The organism is Streptomyces incarnatus (assembly GCF_001027185.1).
Lineage (GTDB): Bacteria > Actinomycetota > Actinomycetes > Streptomycetales > Streptomycetaceae > Streptomyces > Streptomyces puniciscabiei.
In genome coordinates this window covers 2,204,522-2,221,859 of record NZ_CP011497.1, presented here as the reverse complement: position 1 = coordinate 2,221,859, position 17,338 = coordinate 2,204,522, and the positions used below count along the sequence as shown (strand labels likewise).

Here is a 17,338-nt window from a genome sequence, read left to right as displayed (position 1 = left end):
GCATGCCTGAGCTGGTGTTCTTCTCCGGAACGATGGATTGCGGGAAGTCGACTCTGGCGCTCCAGATTGTCCACAACCGGTCGGCTCGTGGTCTGAAGAGTGTGATCTTCACACGGGACGACAGGGCCGGTGAGGGCAAGCTGTCGTCACGTCTGGGTCTGGTCACCGACGCGGTCGAGGCGACGTCGGAGCTGGACCTCTACGGCTTTGTGGTGGAGCGCATGTCGCGGGGCGGCAAGGTCGACTATGTCGTCGTGGACGAGGCCCAGTTCCTGTTGACGGAGCAGATCGACCAGCTGGCCCGGATCGTCGACGATCTGGACCTCGATGTGTTCGCGTTCGGTATTACGACGGACTTCCGTACAAGGCTGTTCCCCGGCTCCCAGCGGCTGATCGAGCTGGCGGACCGGATCGAGACGCTCCAGGTCGAGGCGATGTGCTGGTGCGGGGCACGGGCCACGCACAACGCTCGCACGGTGGGCGGCGAGATGGTCGTCGAGGGCGAGCAGGTCGTGGTGGGGGACGTGGGGGCGGCCGAGGAGGCCGTCGGGTACGAGGTGCTGTGCCGCCGTCATCACCGCAAGGGGATGACGAGTGAAGCGGCACGAGCGGCGGCACTGTCGCCTGACGTACTTCCGGTCACGGCGGGCTGACGAGAGGCCATGGATACGGGAGGCGGGATCGTCGGTCGTTGGCGGTGAGGGCGGAGGCGGCCGCCGGCGCCGGTGCGGTAGAGCAGGTCCGCGATGCCGTCGCCGTTGACTGCGAGCCGTCCTGAGCCGAGGTGAAGGCGCACAGCACCCGCTGGGCAGCCGTGCTGGATGCATACTCCGCCTGCCACTCCAGCGGAATCGGCCGAGGCGCCCGTCGGGCCGGACGGAGGGGCGCCGGCTGCCGGGCGGTGCTGACCGGCAGCTCGGCCAGCGGGCACTCGGGCGCTGAGCGGCAGCTCAGACGCCCGCGGCGTGCGGCATCAGGGCAGGTAGCTGTTGGTGTACGCCTCCGTGGGCCGCACCGGCTTGTCCAGCAGGTTCTGCTCCTTCATGAAGACCGCCATCCTGTCCCAGGTGGCCGGGTCGTTGCGCCCGGGCCGCCCGGAGGCCGGAGGCTTCATCAGCGGCACGGTCGCCTGGAGTACGGCGAGTGCCGACTCCTCCTGCTTCTTGTCCATCCCCGGGATGAACGCCTTGCTGATCGACACCGCCTCCTCGGGGTGTTCGACGGTGTACCGCACACCGCGCAGGGTCGCCGCGACGAACTTGCGGACAGCGTCGCCCTGCTGCTTCAGCGTCTTGTCGGTGGCGCCGAGCCCGACACCCACCAGCGGGAGCTGCGAGGAGCCGGCGGCTCCCTCCACGGCGCGGACCTTGATGCCCGCCTGCTGGAACTGGACGGCGTCGTTGTTGAGGTAGCCCATCACCGCGTCGACCCTCTTGCCGGCGAGGGCGGCCTGCTGGGTGAAGCCGATGTTCTGGACCTTGACGTCCTTCGTGGTGAGCCCGCCGGACTTCAGCCGGGCGAGCAGCCCGAAGTAGGTCTCGCCGTACGGGCCGGGCGTGCCGATCCGGCGGCCCCGCAGGTCCGCGACCGTGCGGATCGGGGAGTCCTGCGGCACCAGCATCGCGACCGGGTAGGTGTGGTAGAGCGTGGCGATGTCCACGACCGGCAGACCCCTGGTCCGGGCCTGGAGCATCTCGTCCCCGCCGGCGTAGACGAGGTCCTCCTTGCCCGCGGTCAGACCGCCGAAGAGGTCGTCGGTGAAGCTGTGGTGGCGCAGGTTCACCTTCAGCCCGGCGTCCTTGTAGTAGCCCTTGCTCTGTGCCACGTAGAAGGGGGCGAACTGGATGTTGGGAATGTAGGTGAGGCCGACGGTGAGGGCCTTGCCGCCGTCCCCGCCGCCCTGAGCCCCCTCGGCAGAGGGGTCGGAGGAGCAGGCGGAGAGCACGGTACTGCCCGCCAGAAGGAGGGCGATCGTTCCCGCTGAACGGCGGCTGGTCTTTCGCATGCGCATGCGCGTCCCTGTTCGTGTCGTGTGGTGTCGCACCGTCTGTCGCGGTGGCGCGGTGTCGTGTCGTGCGGTGCCGGAGAGAACCATGGGAAGGGGCGTCAGCGGGCGACTGCCCGCTCGGCCAGGCGGACCGTGCCGTGGGTGACGGCGGCCAGCAGGACGAGGGTCAGCAGCGTGACGAACAGACCGGTGGTGTCCGCCTGTCCGCGCTGGACGGCGAGCAGCTGCCCCAGCCCCTCGCCGCCCATCACGAACTCGCCGACGACGGCCCCCGTGATCGACAGCGTGCAGCCGGTGCGGACGCCGGCGAGGATGCTCGGCAGGGCCAGCGGGAACTCGATGTGGCGCAGCATCCCCCAGCGCCCCACCCCGTCGACGCGTGCGGCGTTGAGCACGTCGCGGTCCAGTTCCCGCAGGCCGAGCACGGTGTTCACCAGCATCGGGAAGAAGACCAGCAGCGCGCAGAGGATGGCGATCGGCAGCAGCCCGTACCCGGCCCACAGGGCCAGCAGCGGTGCGATCGCCACCGCCGGTACGGCCTGCGAGGCGGCGATGTAGGGCTGGAGCGTCCTGGACGCGAGGGTGCTGCGGGCCACCAGGTAGCCCAGCGGGAGGGCGACGGCGACCCCCAGACCGCTGCCGGCCGCGCTCTCGACGACGGTCTGCCAGGTGTACTCCAACAGGTCCCCGTCGGTCACCGCCTCGCCGAAGGCCTGGGCGACCGTGCCCGGCGCGGGCAGGAAGAACGGCGCCACGGCCCCGGTCCGGGTGACGGCCTCCCAGGTGCCGAGCAGCAGGACACCGAACACCACCGGCGGCAGTGCGACCGCGGGCCGGACCAAGGTCCACCGGGCCCGCGCCGGAGCGGCGCCCGTCGGCACCGCCCGGTCGCGGGCGGCCGTGGGGGTGAGGGTGGCGGTGTGCGGGGCGGGTGTCGTGGTCTTGGGCAAGGCTGCTCCTTTCGTGTCCCCGTACGGTGGGGCGGACGGTCCTGCCGGGCGCGGGGCCGGCCTGTGCCGGATCACGGTGTCGCGCGCCGCAGGCCGAGGGCGACGGCGCAGGTGACGGTGGTGCCGGCGGCGAGCGCCAGCCAGCCGGCCACAGGGCCGGTCGCCGTGACGACCGCGATGCCGGCCGGGGGGCCTGCGACCGTCCCAGCGCTCCAGGCCAGCGAAGAGAGCGCACTGCCGCGGCCGAGCGAGGCGGGCCCGGACAGCCGGACCAGCAGCGGGAAGAACGCGGACGAGTACGCGATCTCCCCCAGGGCGAAGAGCGCCGCGAACACTCCCAGCAACACGCTCCTGGCAGCCCCTTGGACGGTCGCGGCCAGCCCGCCGGCCCCGAAGGCGGCGCACCACAGCAGGGGCGCCACCGTCAGTGCGCCGGTCTCCGGCCACCGTTCGAAGCGCCGGCCGACCGGGTGCTGGAGCACCAGCAGTGCCAGCGCGTTGCCCGCTGTCACCAGGCTCACGCCGGTGAGGCCGACGCCCATGCCGTGGTGCATCAGCAGCGGTACGGCAGCTTCGATCTGGGTGAAGCCCACTGCGGCGAACAGGGCCTGACCCAGCATCAGCAGGGCGAGCGGGCGGCTGCGCAGCAGCACGCGGTAGCCCTGTCGGCTCTCGCCCGCATCCGGGGTCCCGCCGTCACCGGGCGGGGTGCCGGCCGGGTGGGAGTGGCACAGCCCGCGGACGGCGAGGAACACCACGGCCAGCGGCACGGAGCCGGCCGCGGCCGCCTCGTACAGGTGTCGAAGCATTCCCGTCGAGCGGCCCGAGCCGGCGAGCAACAGCCCGCCGGCGGCGGCGCCGAGGCCCATGCCGACGTTGGTCATGACGTGCCGCAGGACGAAGGCCCGGCGCTGCAGCGACGCCGGCACCAGGGCCGTGACCACACCGGTGATCGCCGCGTACTGGAGTCCGTATCCGGTGCCGGCCAGCACACCGGAGAGCACAACCGGCAGATCGCCGCTCGCCGCGCCGAGCAGCGCGTAGGACACGACGAGCGACGTGGTGCCGACGGCGCCGACGGCCGCCGCTGCGCCCCGGTCGGCGCGGGGGCCGCCGATCACGGCCGCGGCACATCCGGCCGCCGCCATGGCGACGAAGTAGCGGCCCGCACCGGCGCCGCCCAGGCCGAGGTGGTCGCTGATGAAGATGCTGGTCAGCGGGAAGACCAGGCCGATGCCGGCGTGGGACGCCAGCAGACCCGCCATCAGCGTGTGGAAGTGCCTGCCGAGACGCTCCGGCGGCGTCCGGGCGTCGCCGGTCGGCTGCTCCTCCCGGCCGGTGCGCCGGGACGGGCTCACCGTGCCGCCGAGGCGTCACGCACGCCGAGGAGCTCGCGGAGCGGGGCGAGATCGAAGGGACCGGGTACGGAGACGATGATCTCGGTGGCGCCGGCCGCCGCGAACTCGCGGGCCAGGCCGGTCTGCGGAGCGTCGATCATGACCGTCCGGCCGATCTCGCGGGGGTCGCGGCCCACGCGCTCGCACCATTCGTCGAGCAGCCGGCTGCGGCTGCGGAACTCCTCCACCGGGTCGCCGGCCTCCCAGCCGTACCAGTTCCACAGGTCGGCGAACCGGGCGACGGCCGCCAGGGTGCGCTTCGCGCCTCCGCCGCCGATCAGCAGGGGCAGCGGGCCCGCGGGACCGGGGTTGAGCCGGCCGAGGCGCTCGCGGATCGCCGTCACCGCCGCTTCGAACGCGTCGATCCGCGCGCCGGGCCCGGGGAACGGGTAGCCGTACTCGAGGTGTTCCTGCTCGAACCAGCCGGCCCCGACGCCGAGGACCAGCCGCCCGCCGCTGAGCAGGTCCACGGTGCGCGCCTGGTCGGCGAGCAGGTGCGGGTTGCGGTAGGCGGTGCAGGTCACCAGGGAGCCGATGGCGGCCCGCCGGGTCTCGACGGCCATCGCGGACAGCAGCGACCAGCATTCATAGTGCCGGCCCTCGGGGTCGCCGGTGTGCGGTACGAAGTGGTCCCAGACCCAGATCGAGTCGGCTCCGAGGTCGTCGGCGGCACGCCACGCGGCGCGCAGTTCGCCCAGGTCGCAGTGCTGCGGGTGGAGCTGGACGCCGACCCTGGGGGTGGGGTGGTCGGCGGAGGTGCCGGAGAAGGGCATCGGGTGTCTCCTTGTGGGGCGGTTCCGGTGCGTGGCGGACGCGGTCGGACCGGCGCGTGGTCAGCGGGGCTCGACGAAGACCCGGTAGACCGGGGTCCCGGAGCTTTCGGTCAACGCCTTGTCCACGTCGGCCAGTTCATGCCGCGAGGTGACGAGCCGGGCCAGCCGGTCCGCGAGCGTCCCGCTGCGCAGCAGGGCGGCGGCGGTGCGCCAGTCGGCGGGCTCCTGGCTGTAGGAGCCGGTGACGGTGAGCTGGCGCCGGTGCACCTCGTAGCCCGGCAGCGCGGCGTCCGGGGTGTCGTGGGAGCCACCGAAGAGGACGAGGCGGGCGCCGTCGGCGGCGGTACGGAAGGCGGTGCCGATGGCCTCGGGGGACGCGATGGTGACGAACACGACGTCCGCGGGCGCGAGTCGGCCGACGTCCTCGGGGGCGACGGCGTCGTCCGCGCCCGCGTCGAGGGCGGCGGACCGGCGCTCCGGGTCGGTCTCCACCACCGTGACGGACCTGGCCTGTTCGTGCTGTGCGAGCAGCAGGTGGAGCCGTCCCATGAAACCGCCTCCGATCACGGCGACCCGGTCGCCGGACCGGTAGCCGGCCCGGCGGAAGGAGTGCACGACGCAGGCGAGCGGCTCGCCCATCGCGGCGTGGACGGGGTCGATGTCGCCGACCGGCCAGACGTGGGCGGCGGGGACCCGGACGTACTCCGCGAGACCGGAGCCCATGCCGATGCTGCCGTCCGGAAGCATGCTGCCCTGGGGGGAGGCGCACACGGCGCTGTCGCCGGCCCGGCAGTTGCGGCAGGTGCCGCAACGGGTCAGCAGGTCCAGGGTGACCAGGTCGCCGACGGCGGGTGCGTCCTCCAGAGCGGCGGCCCGCGCGCCGATCCGCTCGACCCGGCCGGACACCTCGTGCCCGGCGGCGACCGGGTAGACGGGCATCGCCCCGGTGTAGAGCTTGGCCTCCATGGTGCACAGGCCGCAGGCGGTGATCCTGACGAGCACGTCGTCCTCGCCGATCCCGGGCACGGGGATGTCACGGATCTCGACGGAGCCGGGGGAGGTCACCACGGCTATGCGCATCGGTCGTTCCTTTCGTGGTACTCACTCACGGCACACTCGCGCCGGCCCGCGGTTCGTCGCGAGCCGGGGCCCCGCCGGGATCGCCCGGGTGGTGCGTGGCGGTGGTGCCGCGGTGTACGGGTGTACGGAAGATCAGGGGCGGGCGGGGGCCCGGTACCGTCAGCGGACGGCGCCCGTCCACGCGGGCGGGGACAGCCAGCCGGCGGCCGGCTCCCACTGCGCCCACTCCTGTTCCCACCACGTCGCTCGGCTGTCGAGCAGGTCGGCGACCCGGGCGGCCTCGGCGCGCACGGCGGCGGACTGCTCGGCCGTGAAGCCGCCGCTGCGGGCGCGGTGTTCGAACTCGTCGACGTCCTTCCAGCGGTACGGACCGCCGTCGGCGGGGATCCAGAGATCGAGCTCGTGGTCGAGGGTGTCGAAGCCGGAGGCGTTCTTCCGGTAGGGGTCCTGGAAGTTGACGTACCAGCCGGTGAAGTCCCCGGTCGTGTCGTCCCGGAACATCCATACGGCGTAGGCGTCGCCGGGCCGCTGCAGTTGAAGGACGCCGTGGCTGCGCCAGTGCCCGGCGATCCGCTGCCAGGGGTGCGGCCCCCAGCTGAAGTCGCCGTCCCCGAAGGCCAGCGCCGTGCCGCGGGCCAGGTACACCGCGAGCAGATCGGGCCGGTCGGCGACGACGCGGACCGGGTAGCTCAGCCACGGGCGTCCGTCGAGGATCTCCCGGCGCAGCACGATCGCCCCGGGCTCGAAGTAGCCGGTGGCGCGGTCGACGGCGGCGGCGTCGGGCAGGGCTGTGCCCCTTTCACCGTCGATGTTCTCCTGTATCTGCATCGCGATGCACTCCCCCGTACGTATTCGCGAATCGGCTCGGCCGACGGGCGCCGCACGCGACTCCGGCCGGATACGCCGCGTGTCCTCCCGCGGTCCGTTCTCCGGCACTGCCGAGCGAAGTGGGCAACTGGTCGGTGTATGCCCGTTACTGGCGGGTAGTCAGCGGCGTCGCCCGATCGTAGGCACAGCGTCTCCGCGATCGCAACACATTACGAGGGCCGGCCGGCCGGGCGCGGCGCAGCGCGTGACGCAGGCCACAGTGGCTGTGATTAGCCGAGCCTTGTCAAGTTCGAAGAAAGTGTGCAAGGTTAACGTCAGTTATCACGAACGTTTGCGCACTCCGGGGTCGGTGTAATTCCGAACCGGCGGTAATAGTCCGCGACCCGGCCGCAGCCAGCGGCTGGTTGACCAGGTGGAATTCCTGGACCGACGGTGAAAGTCCGGAAGGGAGGCAGTGCGCGGCGGGCAAGGCCATTCCTGGCCGCCCCGGAAAATCCGTGTTCCGCTCACGGATCGTGCGGCGTCCGTCCGGAACGTCGACCTCTTCCCTTGCCCGCCCGGCCCCGGAAGTCCGCGTCCTGAGCGCGAGGAGACTCTGATGGGCCACCCTGCCGGGCGGGTACGCCGCCTGCGCCGACATCCCGGCTTATGTGTCGCGCACGACCGTGTTCCGGGTGCGTGCGGCCCACGCCGTCACCCTCGCGCCCCGACCTCGCTTTCCCTCGAACGCAAGGAAACACGGGCATGACCAGAACCGAACCGGCGCCGTCCCCGACCGCCGGGGACGCACAGCCCCTTGACTCCGTGGCGCACGCGGTGGTGGAGATCGCCGCCGGGCGTGCGGTCGTCGTCGTCGACGACGAGAGCCGTGAGAACGAGGGCGACATCGTGTTCGCCGCCGAACTGGCGACCCCTGAGCTGGTCGCCTTCGCCATGACCGAGTGCCGGGGCCTGCTCTGCGCGCCGATGCCCGGAGCTGATCTGGACCGGCTGGAGCTGGGTCAGATGGTTCCGCGCAACACCGAGAGCCACCGCACCGCCTTCACCGTCTCGGCCGACGCCGCATCCGGCATCAGTACCGGGATCTCGGCCGCCGACCGGGCGCTGACCCTGCGTCTGCTCGCCGATCCCGCCTCCTCGCCCGGCCACTTCGTGCGCCCCGGGCATGTCTTCCCGCTGAGGGCGCGCGAAGGCGGTGTGCGGATGCGCCCGGGGCACACCGAGGCCGGTGTGGACCTGTGCCGGCTGGCCGGGCTGCGCCCGGCCGCGGCCGTCTGCGAGATCGCGAATGCCGACGGAACCATGGCCAGACTTCCGCAGCTGCGCGACTTCGCCCGCCGGCACGGACTCGCTCTGATCTCCATCGCCGACCTGATCACACATCTCGAGCAATCCGCGGAATCCGCCCCCGTGCGCACGGCATCGGCAGGGGTTTCTCTGACCTGACCGACGGGATACGGAATAAAGGGGACCGGCAGCTGCTGCACCTTTCCGGCCGAAACGGATCCGGAAACCGCAGGGCTCTTTCGAGGAAAATGCCGGTCCCTCGTTCCGTCATGCCTTCGATCATGATTCCAATAAGTTAACCTGGATTTCCCCGGGGCTTTGACAGCGCGCCGGAGGGGGTTTAATACTGGGTGACGGCCACGAGCCGAGGGGGAGGAAAAAAGACCATGCCTGAAAACAGCACCACAGAAACGCTGAGGAAAATCTGGGAAGAGGTACTCGGTATTCCGGTTGAGGATGTCGATGCCGATTTCTTCGATCTGGGCGGGGACTCCCTGCTGGCGCTGGCGATTTCGACCCGCGCCATAGAGTCAGGCCTCGCGATGCCGCGGTCGGGGGTGCTGCGCCGCAGCACGCTCCGGCAGCTCGCCGAGGCGGTCGAGGATCCCCGACTCTTCGAACACGTCTGAACGATGGCCATCGTCGTCGTCTACGACCAGGGTGCGGCCTCACCGCGCGAGATCATCGGCCGGCTCGGCGCATCGGAACCCGTGGTGGTGGCACTCGCGGACTCCGAACACGCCCGCCAGGTCCGCCCGCTCCTGGAGGAGAACTGCGCCGGTCTCGTCGACCTGGCGGACGGTACGGACGCCGCCGTCGACGAGCTGCGCCGGCTCGGGGCCAAGGGCATCGTGACCTTCAGCGAGTGCATGCTCGCCGACACCGCGCGCCTCGCGCTGCGGCTGCGTCTGCCGTTCAACTCACCTGAGACCACAAGGGCGTTGACGGACAAGGCGATCCAGCGTCGCCGGCTGAGCCAGGCGGGTGTGGACGCGGTCCGCCACGCGGTCGTCACGACCGAGCGGGACTGGCCGCGGGCCCTGGCCCGGGTGGGTCTGCCCGCCGTCCTCAAGCCGGTCCGTGGCGAAGGCAGCCGGAACACCGTCCGGGTGACCGACGCCGCGCAGGGCGCCGCCGCCGTCCGGGAGTTTCTTCGCTCCGAACCCGCCCTGGTGGTGGAGGAGTTCCTCGAGGGGGCCGACTGGGCGCCGTTCGGGGACTACGTCTCGGTGGAGAGCGCCGTCACCCCGGAGCGCATGTCGCACTTCGCCGTGACCGGCAAGCTGCCGCTGGCGCCTCCCTTCCGGGAGTCCGGGCAGTTCTGGCCCTCGCCGCTGACACCGGAGCAGGAGGCCGGCGTGACCGGTCTGGCCGACCGCGCGCTGCGCGCGCTGGGGGTCACCCACGGCCTGGTGCACACGGAGATCAAGCTGACCCCGGCCGGGCCCCGCCTGATCGAGGTCAACGGCCGACTCGGAGGCGACCAGACAGAGCTGGCCCTGCGCAGCACGGGTCTCGACCTGGTGGCGCTGGCCGGCGACCTGGCACTGGGGCGCGGCGTCCCGCCCGAGCCCGTACGCCCGCAGCGGGTCCACTTCCAGTACTACACCCCCGGACCCACGTCCGGGGGGCTGCTGGAACGGGTCGACGGCGCCGCTGCGGTGCGCGCCCTTCCCGGGATCACCGCGTACCACTCCCGTGTACGGCCCGGCACCCGCCTGGCCGAGGGCACCGCCACCCTGCTCCTGGACATGCTGTGCGGCTCGGCCGCCGACCATCGGGAGATGACCGCCCTGCTGGAGCAGGCCACCGCACTCCTCGCCTACGAGTTCACCGTCGGCGACGAGCGCGTCCTGCGGACCGCGCGAGACCTGCTCGTCCGCCCGTAGACCGGTCCGGCACCGGCCGCGACCTCCCGTCGCCCTGCCCGGGACACGGCTCATGCCTCCCGGGCCCCCGGCCCACCGTGTCGTCACCTTCATGCTGTCCACCAACCCTGGAAGGCTCATGCCTGCCCTCAGCGCGGCCGCGGCCGGATTCCTCAAGGATCTCGTCCCGGCGCCCGGCGCCGAGCGCCGGATGGGTGTGCTCACGCTCGCCCAGTCGCTCGGTACCGGCCTCTTCCTGACGTCGAGCGCCGTCTTCTTCACCAAGACCGTCGGGCTCTCGGCCGAGAGCGTCTCCTTGGCGCTGTCGGTGGCGGGCCTGTGCGGATTTCTGGCCACCGTGCCGGGCGGCAGGATCGCCGACCGGTTCGGCGCGCGCCGCCCGCTGGCGGCCAGCTACGCGCTGCTGGCCGTGCTGTTCGTGGGGTACGCGTTCACCGACGCGATCGTCGCATTCACCCTCGTCGCCTGTGCCATCGCGGTGTGCGAGACCGTCGGGAGTCCGCTGCGCGCCGCGCTCACCCACGCCCTCTTCGGTTCCGCGCGATCGGCCGCCGTCCGGGCGCGGATGCGCAGTCTGTTCAACCTCGGCTTCACCGGCGGCGCGGCCCTGGCCGGGGCGGCGCTCGCCGCCGGAACCCGCACCGCCTTCGTCGTGGTCGTCACCGCGAACGCGCTGCTGCAGTTGTCCTGCGCGGGCCTCGCGATGCGGCTGCGTCCGGCCGGACCCGAGGCCGTCCCGGCCACGGAGGCCCGCTCCTGGGCTGCTTTCCGGGACGGCAGGTTCCTGCTGGCCACGGTGCTCACCGGCGTCCTGGAGCTGTTCCAGCCGGTCCTCGCCGTGGGCGTACCGCTGTGGACCGTCAACCGCACCAGCGCGCCGGTCGCGCTGGTGGCCGTGCTGACGATCGTCAACACCGTGCTGGTCGTGCTGCTTCAGGTCGCCGCCGGGAAGGGGTCGGACACCGTGTCCGGCTCCGGCCGCCTGCTGCTGCGCGCCGGCCTCCTCATGGCGCTCGCCTGCTGCCTGTTCGCCGGGGCGGGCGGCGCCGCGACCACCTGGGCCGTCGCCCTCCTCGTCGTCGGAACGGTCGTGATGACCCTGGGCGAACTCGCCCAGTCCGCCGGCGGGTGGGGTCTGTCCTTCACCCTTCCGCCCGAGGGCCGCATGGGCGAGTACCAAGGGGTGTTCGGCCTCGGCCGGGGACTGCAGCAGTTCTTCGGTCCCGCTCTGGTCATCATGCTCCCGCTCGGCATGGGCACCGCCGGCTGGCTGCTGCTGGCCGCCGTCTTCCTCGTCTCCGGCCTTGTCGCCCGATGGGCGTTCGTCCGTGACGAGCTGTCAGGAGAAAGCCCGAGCTCCGCCCCCACACCTTCACCGTAGGAGTTCTTCCACGTGAGTCCCACCAACCGCACCTATCCCTCCTTCCGCAGCGTGCTCGCCGCGCATCCGCTGACCCGGATCGCCGGCGCCCACTCGCCGCTCGGCGGTGTGATCGCCGAACAGGTCGGCTTCCAGGCCGTCTGGGCGTCCAGCTTCGAGATCTCAGCGGCCCGCTGCCTGCCCGACGCCAGCCTCCTCGGCATGACCGAGTACCTGGAGGCGGCCGCCAACATCCAGAAGGCGCTGACCGTCCCGGTCGTCGCCGACTGCGACACCGGCTTCGGCAACAGCATGAACGTGGCCTACATGGTCGCCGAGTACGAGCGGGCCGGCATCACCGCGGTGAGCATCGAGGACAAGATCTTCCCGAAGATGAACAGCTTCGCGGCGGCCGACCACAGCCTGCTCGACGTCGGCGACTTCGCCCACAAGATCGAGACCGCCAAGAAGGCCCAGAGCGACGACGAGTTCTTCGTCATCGCGCGGACCGAGGCCATGATCAGCGGGCTCGGCGTGGACGAGGCGCTCAAGCGCTGCAACGTCTATGCCGACGCGGGCGCCGACGCCGTCCTGGTGCACTCCAAGAAGGACACCAAGGACGAGGTCATCGCATTCCTGGACGCGTGGGAGGACCGTCTGCCGGTGGTGGTCGTGCCGACCACCTATCCCGACTGGCACGCGGACGAGGCCCACACCGCGGGCGTCTCGGCGGTCATCTACGCCAACCAGGGCCTGCGGGCCACCATCACGTCCCTGCGCAACGCCCTGGGCTCGATCTACGAGACCGGGCACTCCGCCCATCTCGAGGACAGCATCGCCGGGGTCAAGGACGTCTTCGCCCTCCAGCGGCTCGACCAGTGGCAGGAGTTCACGGCATGAGCACCGCGCCGCTGTCGCGGCCGCACACCTCCCACCGAAAGGACCACGACGTGCCCTCGCAGGACGCGGCGCTGGTGCGCCGTCAGGCGGCCCGGGCCCGGGCACTCGCGCTGACCACCGTCAGCACGGCCGGCACCGGCCACATCGGCGCGGACCTGTCCGCGATGGACATCCTGTGCACGCTGTACTTCGGTGTCCTGCGCGGGGGTCCGGACGACCCGGACCGGGACCGCTTCATCCTCAGCAAGGCCCATGCGTCGGCCGCCATGTACAGCGTCCTCGCCCTCAAGGGCGTCCTGCCCGAGGAGGAGCTGGCGACCTTCGGCGGCGCCGGCTCCCGGCTGAGCACCGTGGTCTCGACCCGCGTACCGGGCATCGAGTTCAACACCGGCTCCCTCGGCCACGGTCTGTCCCTCGGGGCGGGCGCCGCGCTCGCGGCGCGGGTCCAGGGCTCCGGCCGCCGCACCTTCGTGCTCACCGGCGACGGAGAACTCCAGGAGGGCAGCAACTGGGAGGCCGCGATGCTGGCCGCGTCCCGGAAGCTGGACAACCTGGTGGTGATCGTCGACCGCAACCTCGCCCAGAAGGGCGCCAGCACCGAGGACATCAACGCCCTGGAGCCCCTGGACGACAAGTGGCGTTCCTTCGGCTGGGCGGTGCGCACCGTGGACGGCCACGACGTCGACGAACTGCTGGACGTCTTCCGCGGGGCCCCGATCGAGGAGTCCAGGCCGACGTGCGTGATCGCCTCGACCGTCAAGGGCAAGGGCGTCTCCTTCATGGAACGCAATCTCGAATGGCACAGCCGTCGGCTGACCCCCGACCTTCTCGACCAGGCACTCCGGGAGCTTGAGCATGGCAACGACGACTGACTGCGCGGCCGCGTTCTCGGCCGCCCTGCTCGAACTGGCCCACGCCGACGAGCGGATCTGCATCGTCAACAACGACTCCGCCGAGACCCACTCGGCCCTCGGCTTCCAGACCGAACTGCCCGAACGGTTCGTCGACGTCGGCATCGCCGAGCAGAACCTGGTCGGCGTCGCGATCGGCCTGGCCAACGCGGGCCTGCGCCCGTTCGTCTACTCGGCCTCCTGCTTCCTGACCGCCCGTGCCCTGGAGCAGATCAAGAACGCGGCCTACACCGGTGCCAACGTCGTGTTCTGCGGTTTCGTCAGCGGCCTGGCGTACGGCGCGCTCGGCGGCACCCACCACGCCGTCGAGGACCTGGCCTGGATGCGCTCGATCCCCCGGATGACCGTGCTGGCCCCGGCCACGCCGGCGGACACCGTGGCCGCGCTGCGCGAGGCCCTCACCCACGACGGCCCGGTCTACATCCGGATCGTCAGCAAGCTCCACACGCCCGAACTCTTCCCCGACGACCACACGTTCGCGTACGGAGGCTCCGTCACACTGCGCGAGGGCGAGGACGTCACGCTGCTCGGCACCGGTCTGCTCACCAGCCGGCTGGCCGAGGCCGCGGATCTGCTCGCGGCCGACGGCGTCAACGCCGGTGTCCTGCACCTGGGTTCCGTCCAGCCGATCGACACGGAGGCGATCGGCCGGGCGGCGACCCGTACGGGACGGCTGGTGGTGGCCGAGGACCACGTCCTCAACGGCGGGCTCGGCGGAGCGGTCGCCGAGGTGGTCGTCCGCACCCACCCGGTGCCGGTGCTGCAGATCGGTGTGCCGGGCGAGTACGCGCCGATCGGGCCGGCCGAGCACCTCTACGAACACTTCGGACTGACCGCGCAGGGCGTGGCGAAACGCGTACGGGAGTGGCTGGCATGACCATACGGGTGGCCGACTACGTGGCCTCCAGCCTGCGCGCTCTGGGTGTCCGCACCTGCTACAGCCTGTCCGGCACGGGCTCCATCCACCTCGATCAGGCCTTCACCCAGCAGCCGGGCCTGGTGAGCATCTGCGCCCGGCACGAGACGGCGGCGGCGCTGATGGCGACCGGTGCCGCCAAGCTGACCGGCAGCCTGGGCGTGGCACTGGTGACCAGCGGGCCGGGCGCGGTCAACGCGCTGGCGGGCCTGGTGGACGCCTACGCCGACGGGGTCCCGGTGCTGGTGATCTCCGGCCAGGTGGAGACCCGGCACATGGACGAAGGCGTGCGCTCCTTCGGGGTGCAGGGCTTCGGCGTGGTGAACAGCGCGCGCAGCATGACCAAGTACTCCGCCGTCGTCGAGCGTCCCGCCGACATCCGGCTGCACCTGGAGGAGGCCGTCCGGCACGCCCTGTCGGGCCGCCCGGGTCCGGTCTGGCTGGACATCCCGCTGGACGTGCAGGCCGCGCAGATCGATCCGGACGCGCTCCAGGGCTCCGGCCCGGCGCCGAGCGGGCCGCGCGCGGCCGGCGCCCGGCAGACCGCCCGCCAGCTGATGACGATGCTGCGGTCCGCCGAGCGCCCGCTGATCGTCGCCGGCCAGGGCATCCGCCAGGCCGACGCGGTCACGTCCTTCCGGCACCTGGTCGAGCAGCTTCGCGTCCCCGTGGTCACCTCCCGGCTGGGCACCGACCTGCTGCCGTACGACTCGGAGTTCTGCTTCGGACAGGGCGGCATCCGCGGGCGTCTGTACCCGGGGCTGATCATGGGCCGCTCCGATCTGGTGATCTCCCTCGGCTCCAGCCTGTCGACCGCGTTCGTCGGTGAGGACGCCGACGCCTTCGACCCGGACGCCACCGTCGTCGCCGTCGACATCGACCCCTCGCAGCTGACCAAGAAGGGTGTCCGCGTCGACTTCCCGGTCTGCATGGACGTCGGTCCGCTGATCGAGGCCCTGCGGGTGGAGGCGTCCGGGGCACCGGGCAGCGAAACCCACGGGGCGTGGCTCGACGAGTGCGCCGGCCTCAAGGCGGCCCACCCGACGGTCGGCGATCAGCGGCCGGACGGCCCGATCAACTCCTACGGATTCGTCGACCGGTTGGAGGCCCAGACAGGGCCGGACCACGTGTTCGTGGTGGACACCGGAAGCGCCTACTACGTGACGGGCCAGACCCTCGAATTCACCACGTCCCAGCGGGAGATCACCTCCGCCGCCTTCCTCAACATGGGCGCGGCCGTCCCGATGGCCGTCGGCGCGGCCTTCGCACAGCCCGACGCGCAGGTGCTGGTGATCGTCGGGGACGGCGCGATCGAGCTGAACATCCAGGAGCTGGCCACCATCAGCCAGTACGGGCTGAACATCAAGGTGTTCGTGCTCAACAACGGCGGCTACGCCTCCATCCGCGAGTCACAGGCCGCCCTGACCGAGGGCCCGCAGCTGCCGGAGCCCGAACCGCTCGACTTCCGGGCGGTGGCGACCGCGTTCCGGCTGCCGTACCGCACGCTGGCGCACGCCGACCGGCTCGACACCGGCATCGCCTCGGTGCTGGCCGAGGAGGGCCCCGCGCTGATCGAGGTGATCTGCGACCCCGAGCAGCAGCTGCTGCGTCCGCTCCGTGCGGACGGCGGGCTCCGCGCCCACGACGGCGCGTCGGTCGCCCACCGCGTCACGACGAGGGAGCTCAACCATGCGTGAATCGCTCAAGGCGTCCTGGAACCACCGGCACCGGCTCGGCCAGACCCGTGAGGACGCCGAGCGCGGCGTGTTCAACCCGCACCACAGCAATCTGCCGCTGACGCTGCACGGGCCGCTCGACCTCGACGCGCTCGACCGCGCCTGGCACGCCATGCAGCGGCGCCATCCGGTGCTGCTGAGCGCGTTCGACACCGACGCCGGCCTGTGGCACGTGGGGGCGGCCGAACCGCAGGACGTGCTGCGACTGCCTTCCGGGGCGGACGCCGAGGCCGACCTGGCCGCCGTCCGCGGGGCGGTGGAGGAACCGTTCGACCTGGAACACGGACCGGTCGCCCGGCTCGTGGTGCTCCCGCGCTCCGCGCAGGAGACGTACTTCGCCCTGGTCACCGAGCACCTGGTGAGCGACGGCTGGTCGCTCAACGTGCTGATCCGGGACCTCGCCGCGCTCTACGGGCAGGAGATCGGCGCCCCGGTGCCGCCCCTGCCGCCCATCCAGATCAGCTTCCAGGAGTTCGTGCGGCGGCAGAACGCCGAAGTGGCCTCCGAGGGCGGCCGGTCCGCGCTGGCCCGGCTCGCCGCCCGCCTCGACGGCATCGGCGCCATCCCGGCCATGCCGGTCAAGGGCTTCAGCCGGGCCACCGGCATCCGCTACGAACGCAACGGGGAGTTCGTCCGCCGACTGCCCCGGCAGCTCTGCCGGGACCTCGCCGCCGCGGGCCGCCCCTTGCACCTGACCGGTCTGAACCTGATGCACGCGGCCCTGCACCAGGCGCTGTTCCGGCTGTCCGACCGGCCCGCGGTCGCCACCACGCTGTCCACCGCCAACCGGGAACTGCCCGGGCTGACCCACACCGCGGGCTGGTTCGCCAGCAAGACGGTGCTGGCCAGCGAGCCCGGCCGGTACCCGGCGGCACCCGAGTACCTGCGCCACTTCCGTGAGCGGGTGCTGGTCACCCTGGACGACAGCCATCTGCCGTGGCCGGCCCTGATCGACCTGATGGACCCGCAGGCGGTCGGCCGCCAGGCGACCGTCCCGTACGTCACCTTCAACGCCAGGCCGATCGCGATGCGCCGCTCGGTCGGCGAGATCGAGATCCCGGGAGTGCGGACCTCGCCGCTGAAGGTCTCCGTCGGCTGGCACGACGCCTCGATCGCGACCTTCTGGGACGAGGACGAGGACGGCGTGACCGTGGCGGTCATGCACAAGACGGACTGGTACGCCGCCGCCGATGTGCTCGCCCTGTGGGACACCGTCGAGACCCAGCTCCACCAGTGGGCCGAGGAGCTGCGCCCATGACCGGCGCCCCGGCTCGAACCGACATCCCGTCACCGCTGACGAAAG

The 17,338-nt window shown here is 71.8% G+C and carries 15 protein-coding genes, 1 pseudogene and 1 riboswitch; of the genes and pseudogenes, 10 read left to right on the top strand and 6 right to left on the bottom strand.

Going from position 1 to position 17,338, the window contains the following annotated elements; translation table 11 throughout:
- The first annotated feature begins 2 nt into the window (after positions 1 to 2).
- Positions 3 to 653: a thymidine kinase gene (locus tag ABB07_RS09825; protein ID WP_208898355.1), complete on the top strand. Its 651-nt coding sequence runs from the start codon at positions 3 to 5 to the stop codon at positions 651 to 653.
- A 320-nt stretch (positions 654 to 973) separates the two neighbouring features.
- On the opposite strand, the gene ABB07_RS09820 is transcribed toward ABB07_RS09825, so the two are convergent.
- From ABB07_RS09820 to ABB07_RS09795, 6 genes are all read right to left on the bottom strand, one after another.
- Positions 974 to 2,005: an ABC transporter substrate-binding protein gene (locus ABB07_RS09820; RefSeq protein ID WP_244189305.1), complete on the bottom strand. Its 1,032-nt coding sequence runs from the start codon at positions 2,003 to 2,005 to the stop codon at positions 974 to 976.
- 101 nt (positions 2,006 to 2,106) lie between these two features.
- A complete protein-coding gene (locus ABB07_RS09815; protein WP_244189749.1) occupies positions 2,107 to 2,688 on the bottom strand; it encodes an ABC transporter permease in 582 nt (193 codons plus the stop codon).
- A 341-nt stretch (positions 2,689 to 3,029) separates the two neighbouring features.
- Positions 3,030 to 4,316, bottom strand: a complete 1,287-nt coding sequence (locus tag ABB07_RS09810; protein ID WP_208898352.1) for an MFS transporter — start codon at positions 4,314 to 4,316, stop codon at positions 3,030 to 3,032.
- Complete coding sequence (locus tag ABB07_RS09805; protein WP_208898351.1) at positions 4,313 to 5,128, bottom strand: LLM class F420-dependent oxidoreductase; 816 nt, start codon at positions 5,126 to 5,128, stop codon at positions 4,313 to 4,315. Before ABB07_RS09805 ends, ABB07_RS09810 begins: the two co-directional genes overlap by 4 nt.
- 60 nt (positions 5,129 to 5,188) lie before the next feature.
- Complete coding sequence (locus tag ABB07_RS09800) at positions 5,189 to 6,208, bottom strand: zinc-dependent alcohol dehydrogenase (protein WP_208898350.1); 1,020 nt, start codon at positions 6,206 to 6,208, stop codon at positions 5,189 to 5,191.
- 159 nt (positions 6,209 to 6,367) lie between these two features.
- Positions 6,368 to 7,036: a ribonuclease FAU-1 family protein gene (locus tag ABB07_RS09795; protein ID WP_208898349.1), complete on the bottom strand. Its 669-nt coding sequence runs from the start codon at positions 7,034 to 7,036 to the stop codon at positions 6,368 to 6,370.
- Between the two features lie 331 nt (positions 7,037 to 7,367).
- A riboswitch (FMN riboswitch) is annotated at positions 7,368 to 7,498 on the top strand.
- 282 nt (positions 7,499 to 7,780) lie between these two features.
- Between ABB07_RS09795 and ribB the strand changes: the two are divergent.
- The 9 genes and pseudogenes from ribB to ABB07_RS09750 all read left to right on the top strand — a co-directional run.
- Positions 7,781 to 8,419: pseudogene (ribB, locus tag ABB07_RS09790) on the top strand (3,4-dihydroxy-2-butanone-4-phosphate synthase); the annotation flags it as partial.
- Between the two features lie 290 nt (positions 8,420 to 8,709).
- Complete coding sequence (locus ABB07_RS09785; protein WP_208898347.1) at positions 8,710 to 8,952, top strand: phosphopantetheine-binding protein; 243 nt, start codon at positions 8,710 to 8,712, stop codon at positions 8,950 to 8,952.
- A gap of 3 nt (positions 8,953 to 8,955) precedes the next feature.
- Positions 8,956 to 10,212 carry an ATP-grasp domain-containing protein gene (locus tag ABB07_RS09780; RefSeq protein ID WP_208898346.1) on the top strand — a complete coding sequence of 419 codons (1,257 nt, stop codon included), beginning with the start codon at positions 8,956 to 8,958 and terminating at the stop codon, positions 10,210 to 10,212.
- Positions 10,213 to 10,330: 118 nt separating this feature from the next.
- Complete coding sequence (locus ABB07_RS09775; protein ID WP_208898345.1) at positions 10,331 to 11,593, top strand: MFS transporter; 1,263 nt, start codon at positions 10,331 to 10,333, stop codon at positions 11,591 to 11,593.
- 12 nt (positions 11,594 to 11,605) lie between these two features.
- Positions 11,606 to 12,472 carry an isocitrate lyase/phosphoenolpyruvate mutase family protein gene (locus ABB07_RS09770; protein WP_208898344.1) on the top strand — a complete coding sequence of 289 codons (867 nt, stop codon included), beginning with the start codon at positions 11,606 to 11,608 and terminating at the stop codon, positions 12,470 to 12,472.
- Positions 12,469 to 13,344 carry a transketolase gene (locus ABB07_RS09765; protein ID WP_208898343.1) on the top strand — a complete coding sequence of 292 codons (876 nt, stop codon included), beginning with the start codon at positions 12,469 to 12,471 and terminating at the stop codon, positions 13,342 to 13,344. The genes ABB07_RS09770 and ABB07_RS09765 overlap by 4 nt, the downstream gene beginning before the upstream one ends.
- On the top strand, positions 13,328 to 14,260 hold the full coding sequence (locus ABB07_RS09760) for a transketolase family protein (protein WP_208898342.1): 933 nt from the start codon (positions 13,328 to 13,330) through the stop codon (positions 14,258 to 14,260). Before ABB07_RS09765 ends, ABB07_RS09760 begins: the two co-directional genes overlap by 17 nt.
- Positions 14,257 to 15,996, top strand: a complete 1,740-nt coding sequence (locus ABB07_RS09755) for a thiamine pyrophosphate-binding protein (RefSeq protein WP_208898341.1) — start codon at positions 14,257 to 14,259, stop codon at positions 15,994 to 15,996. The genes ABB07_RS09760 and ABB07_RS09755 overlap by 4 nt, the downstream gene beginning before the upstream one ends.
- Positions 15,989 to 17,293 (top strand): condensation domain-containing protein, encoded by a 1,305-nt coding sequence (locus ABB07_RS09750; protein WP_208898340.1) that lies wholly within the window; start codon positions 15,989 to 15,991, stop codon positions 17,291 to 17,293. Before ABB07_RS09755 ends, ABB07_RS09750 begins: the two co-directional genes overlap by 8 nt.
- Positions 17,294 to 17,338: the final 45 nt, after the last annotated feature.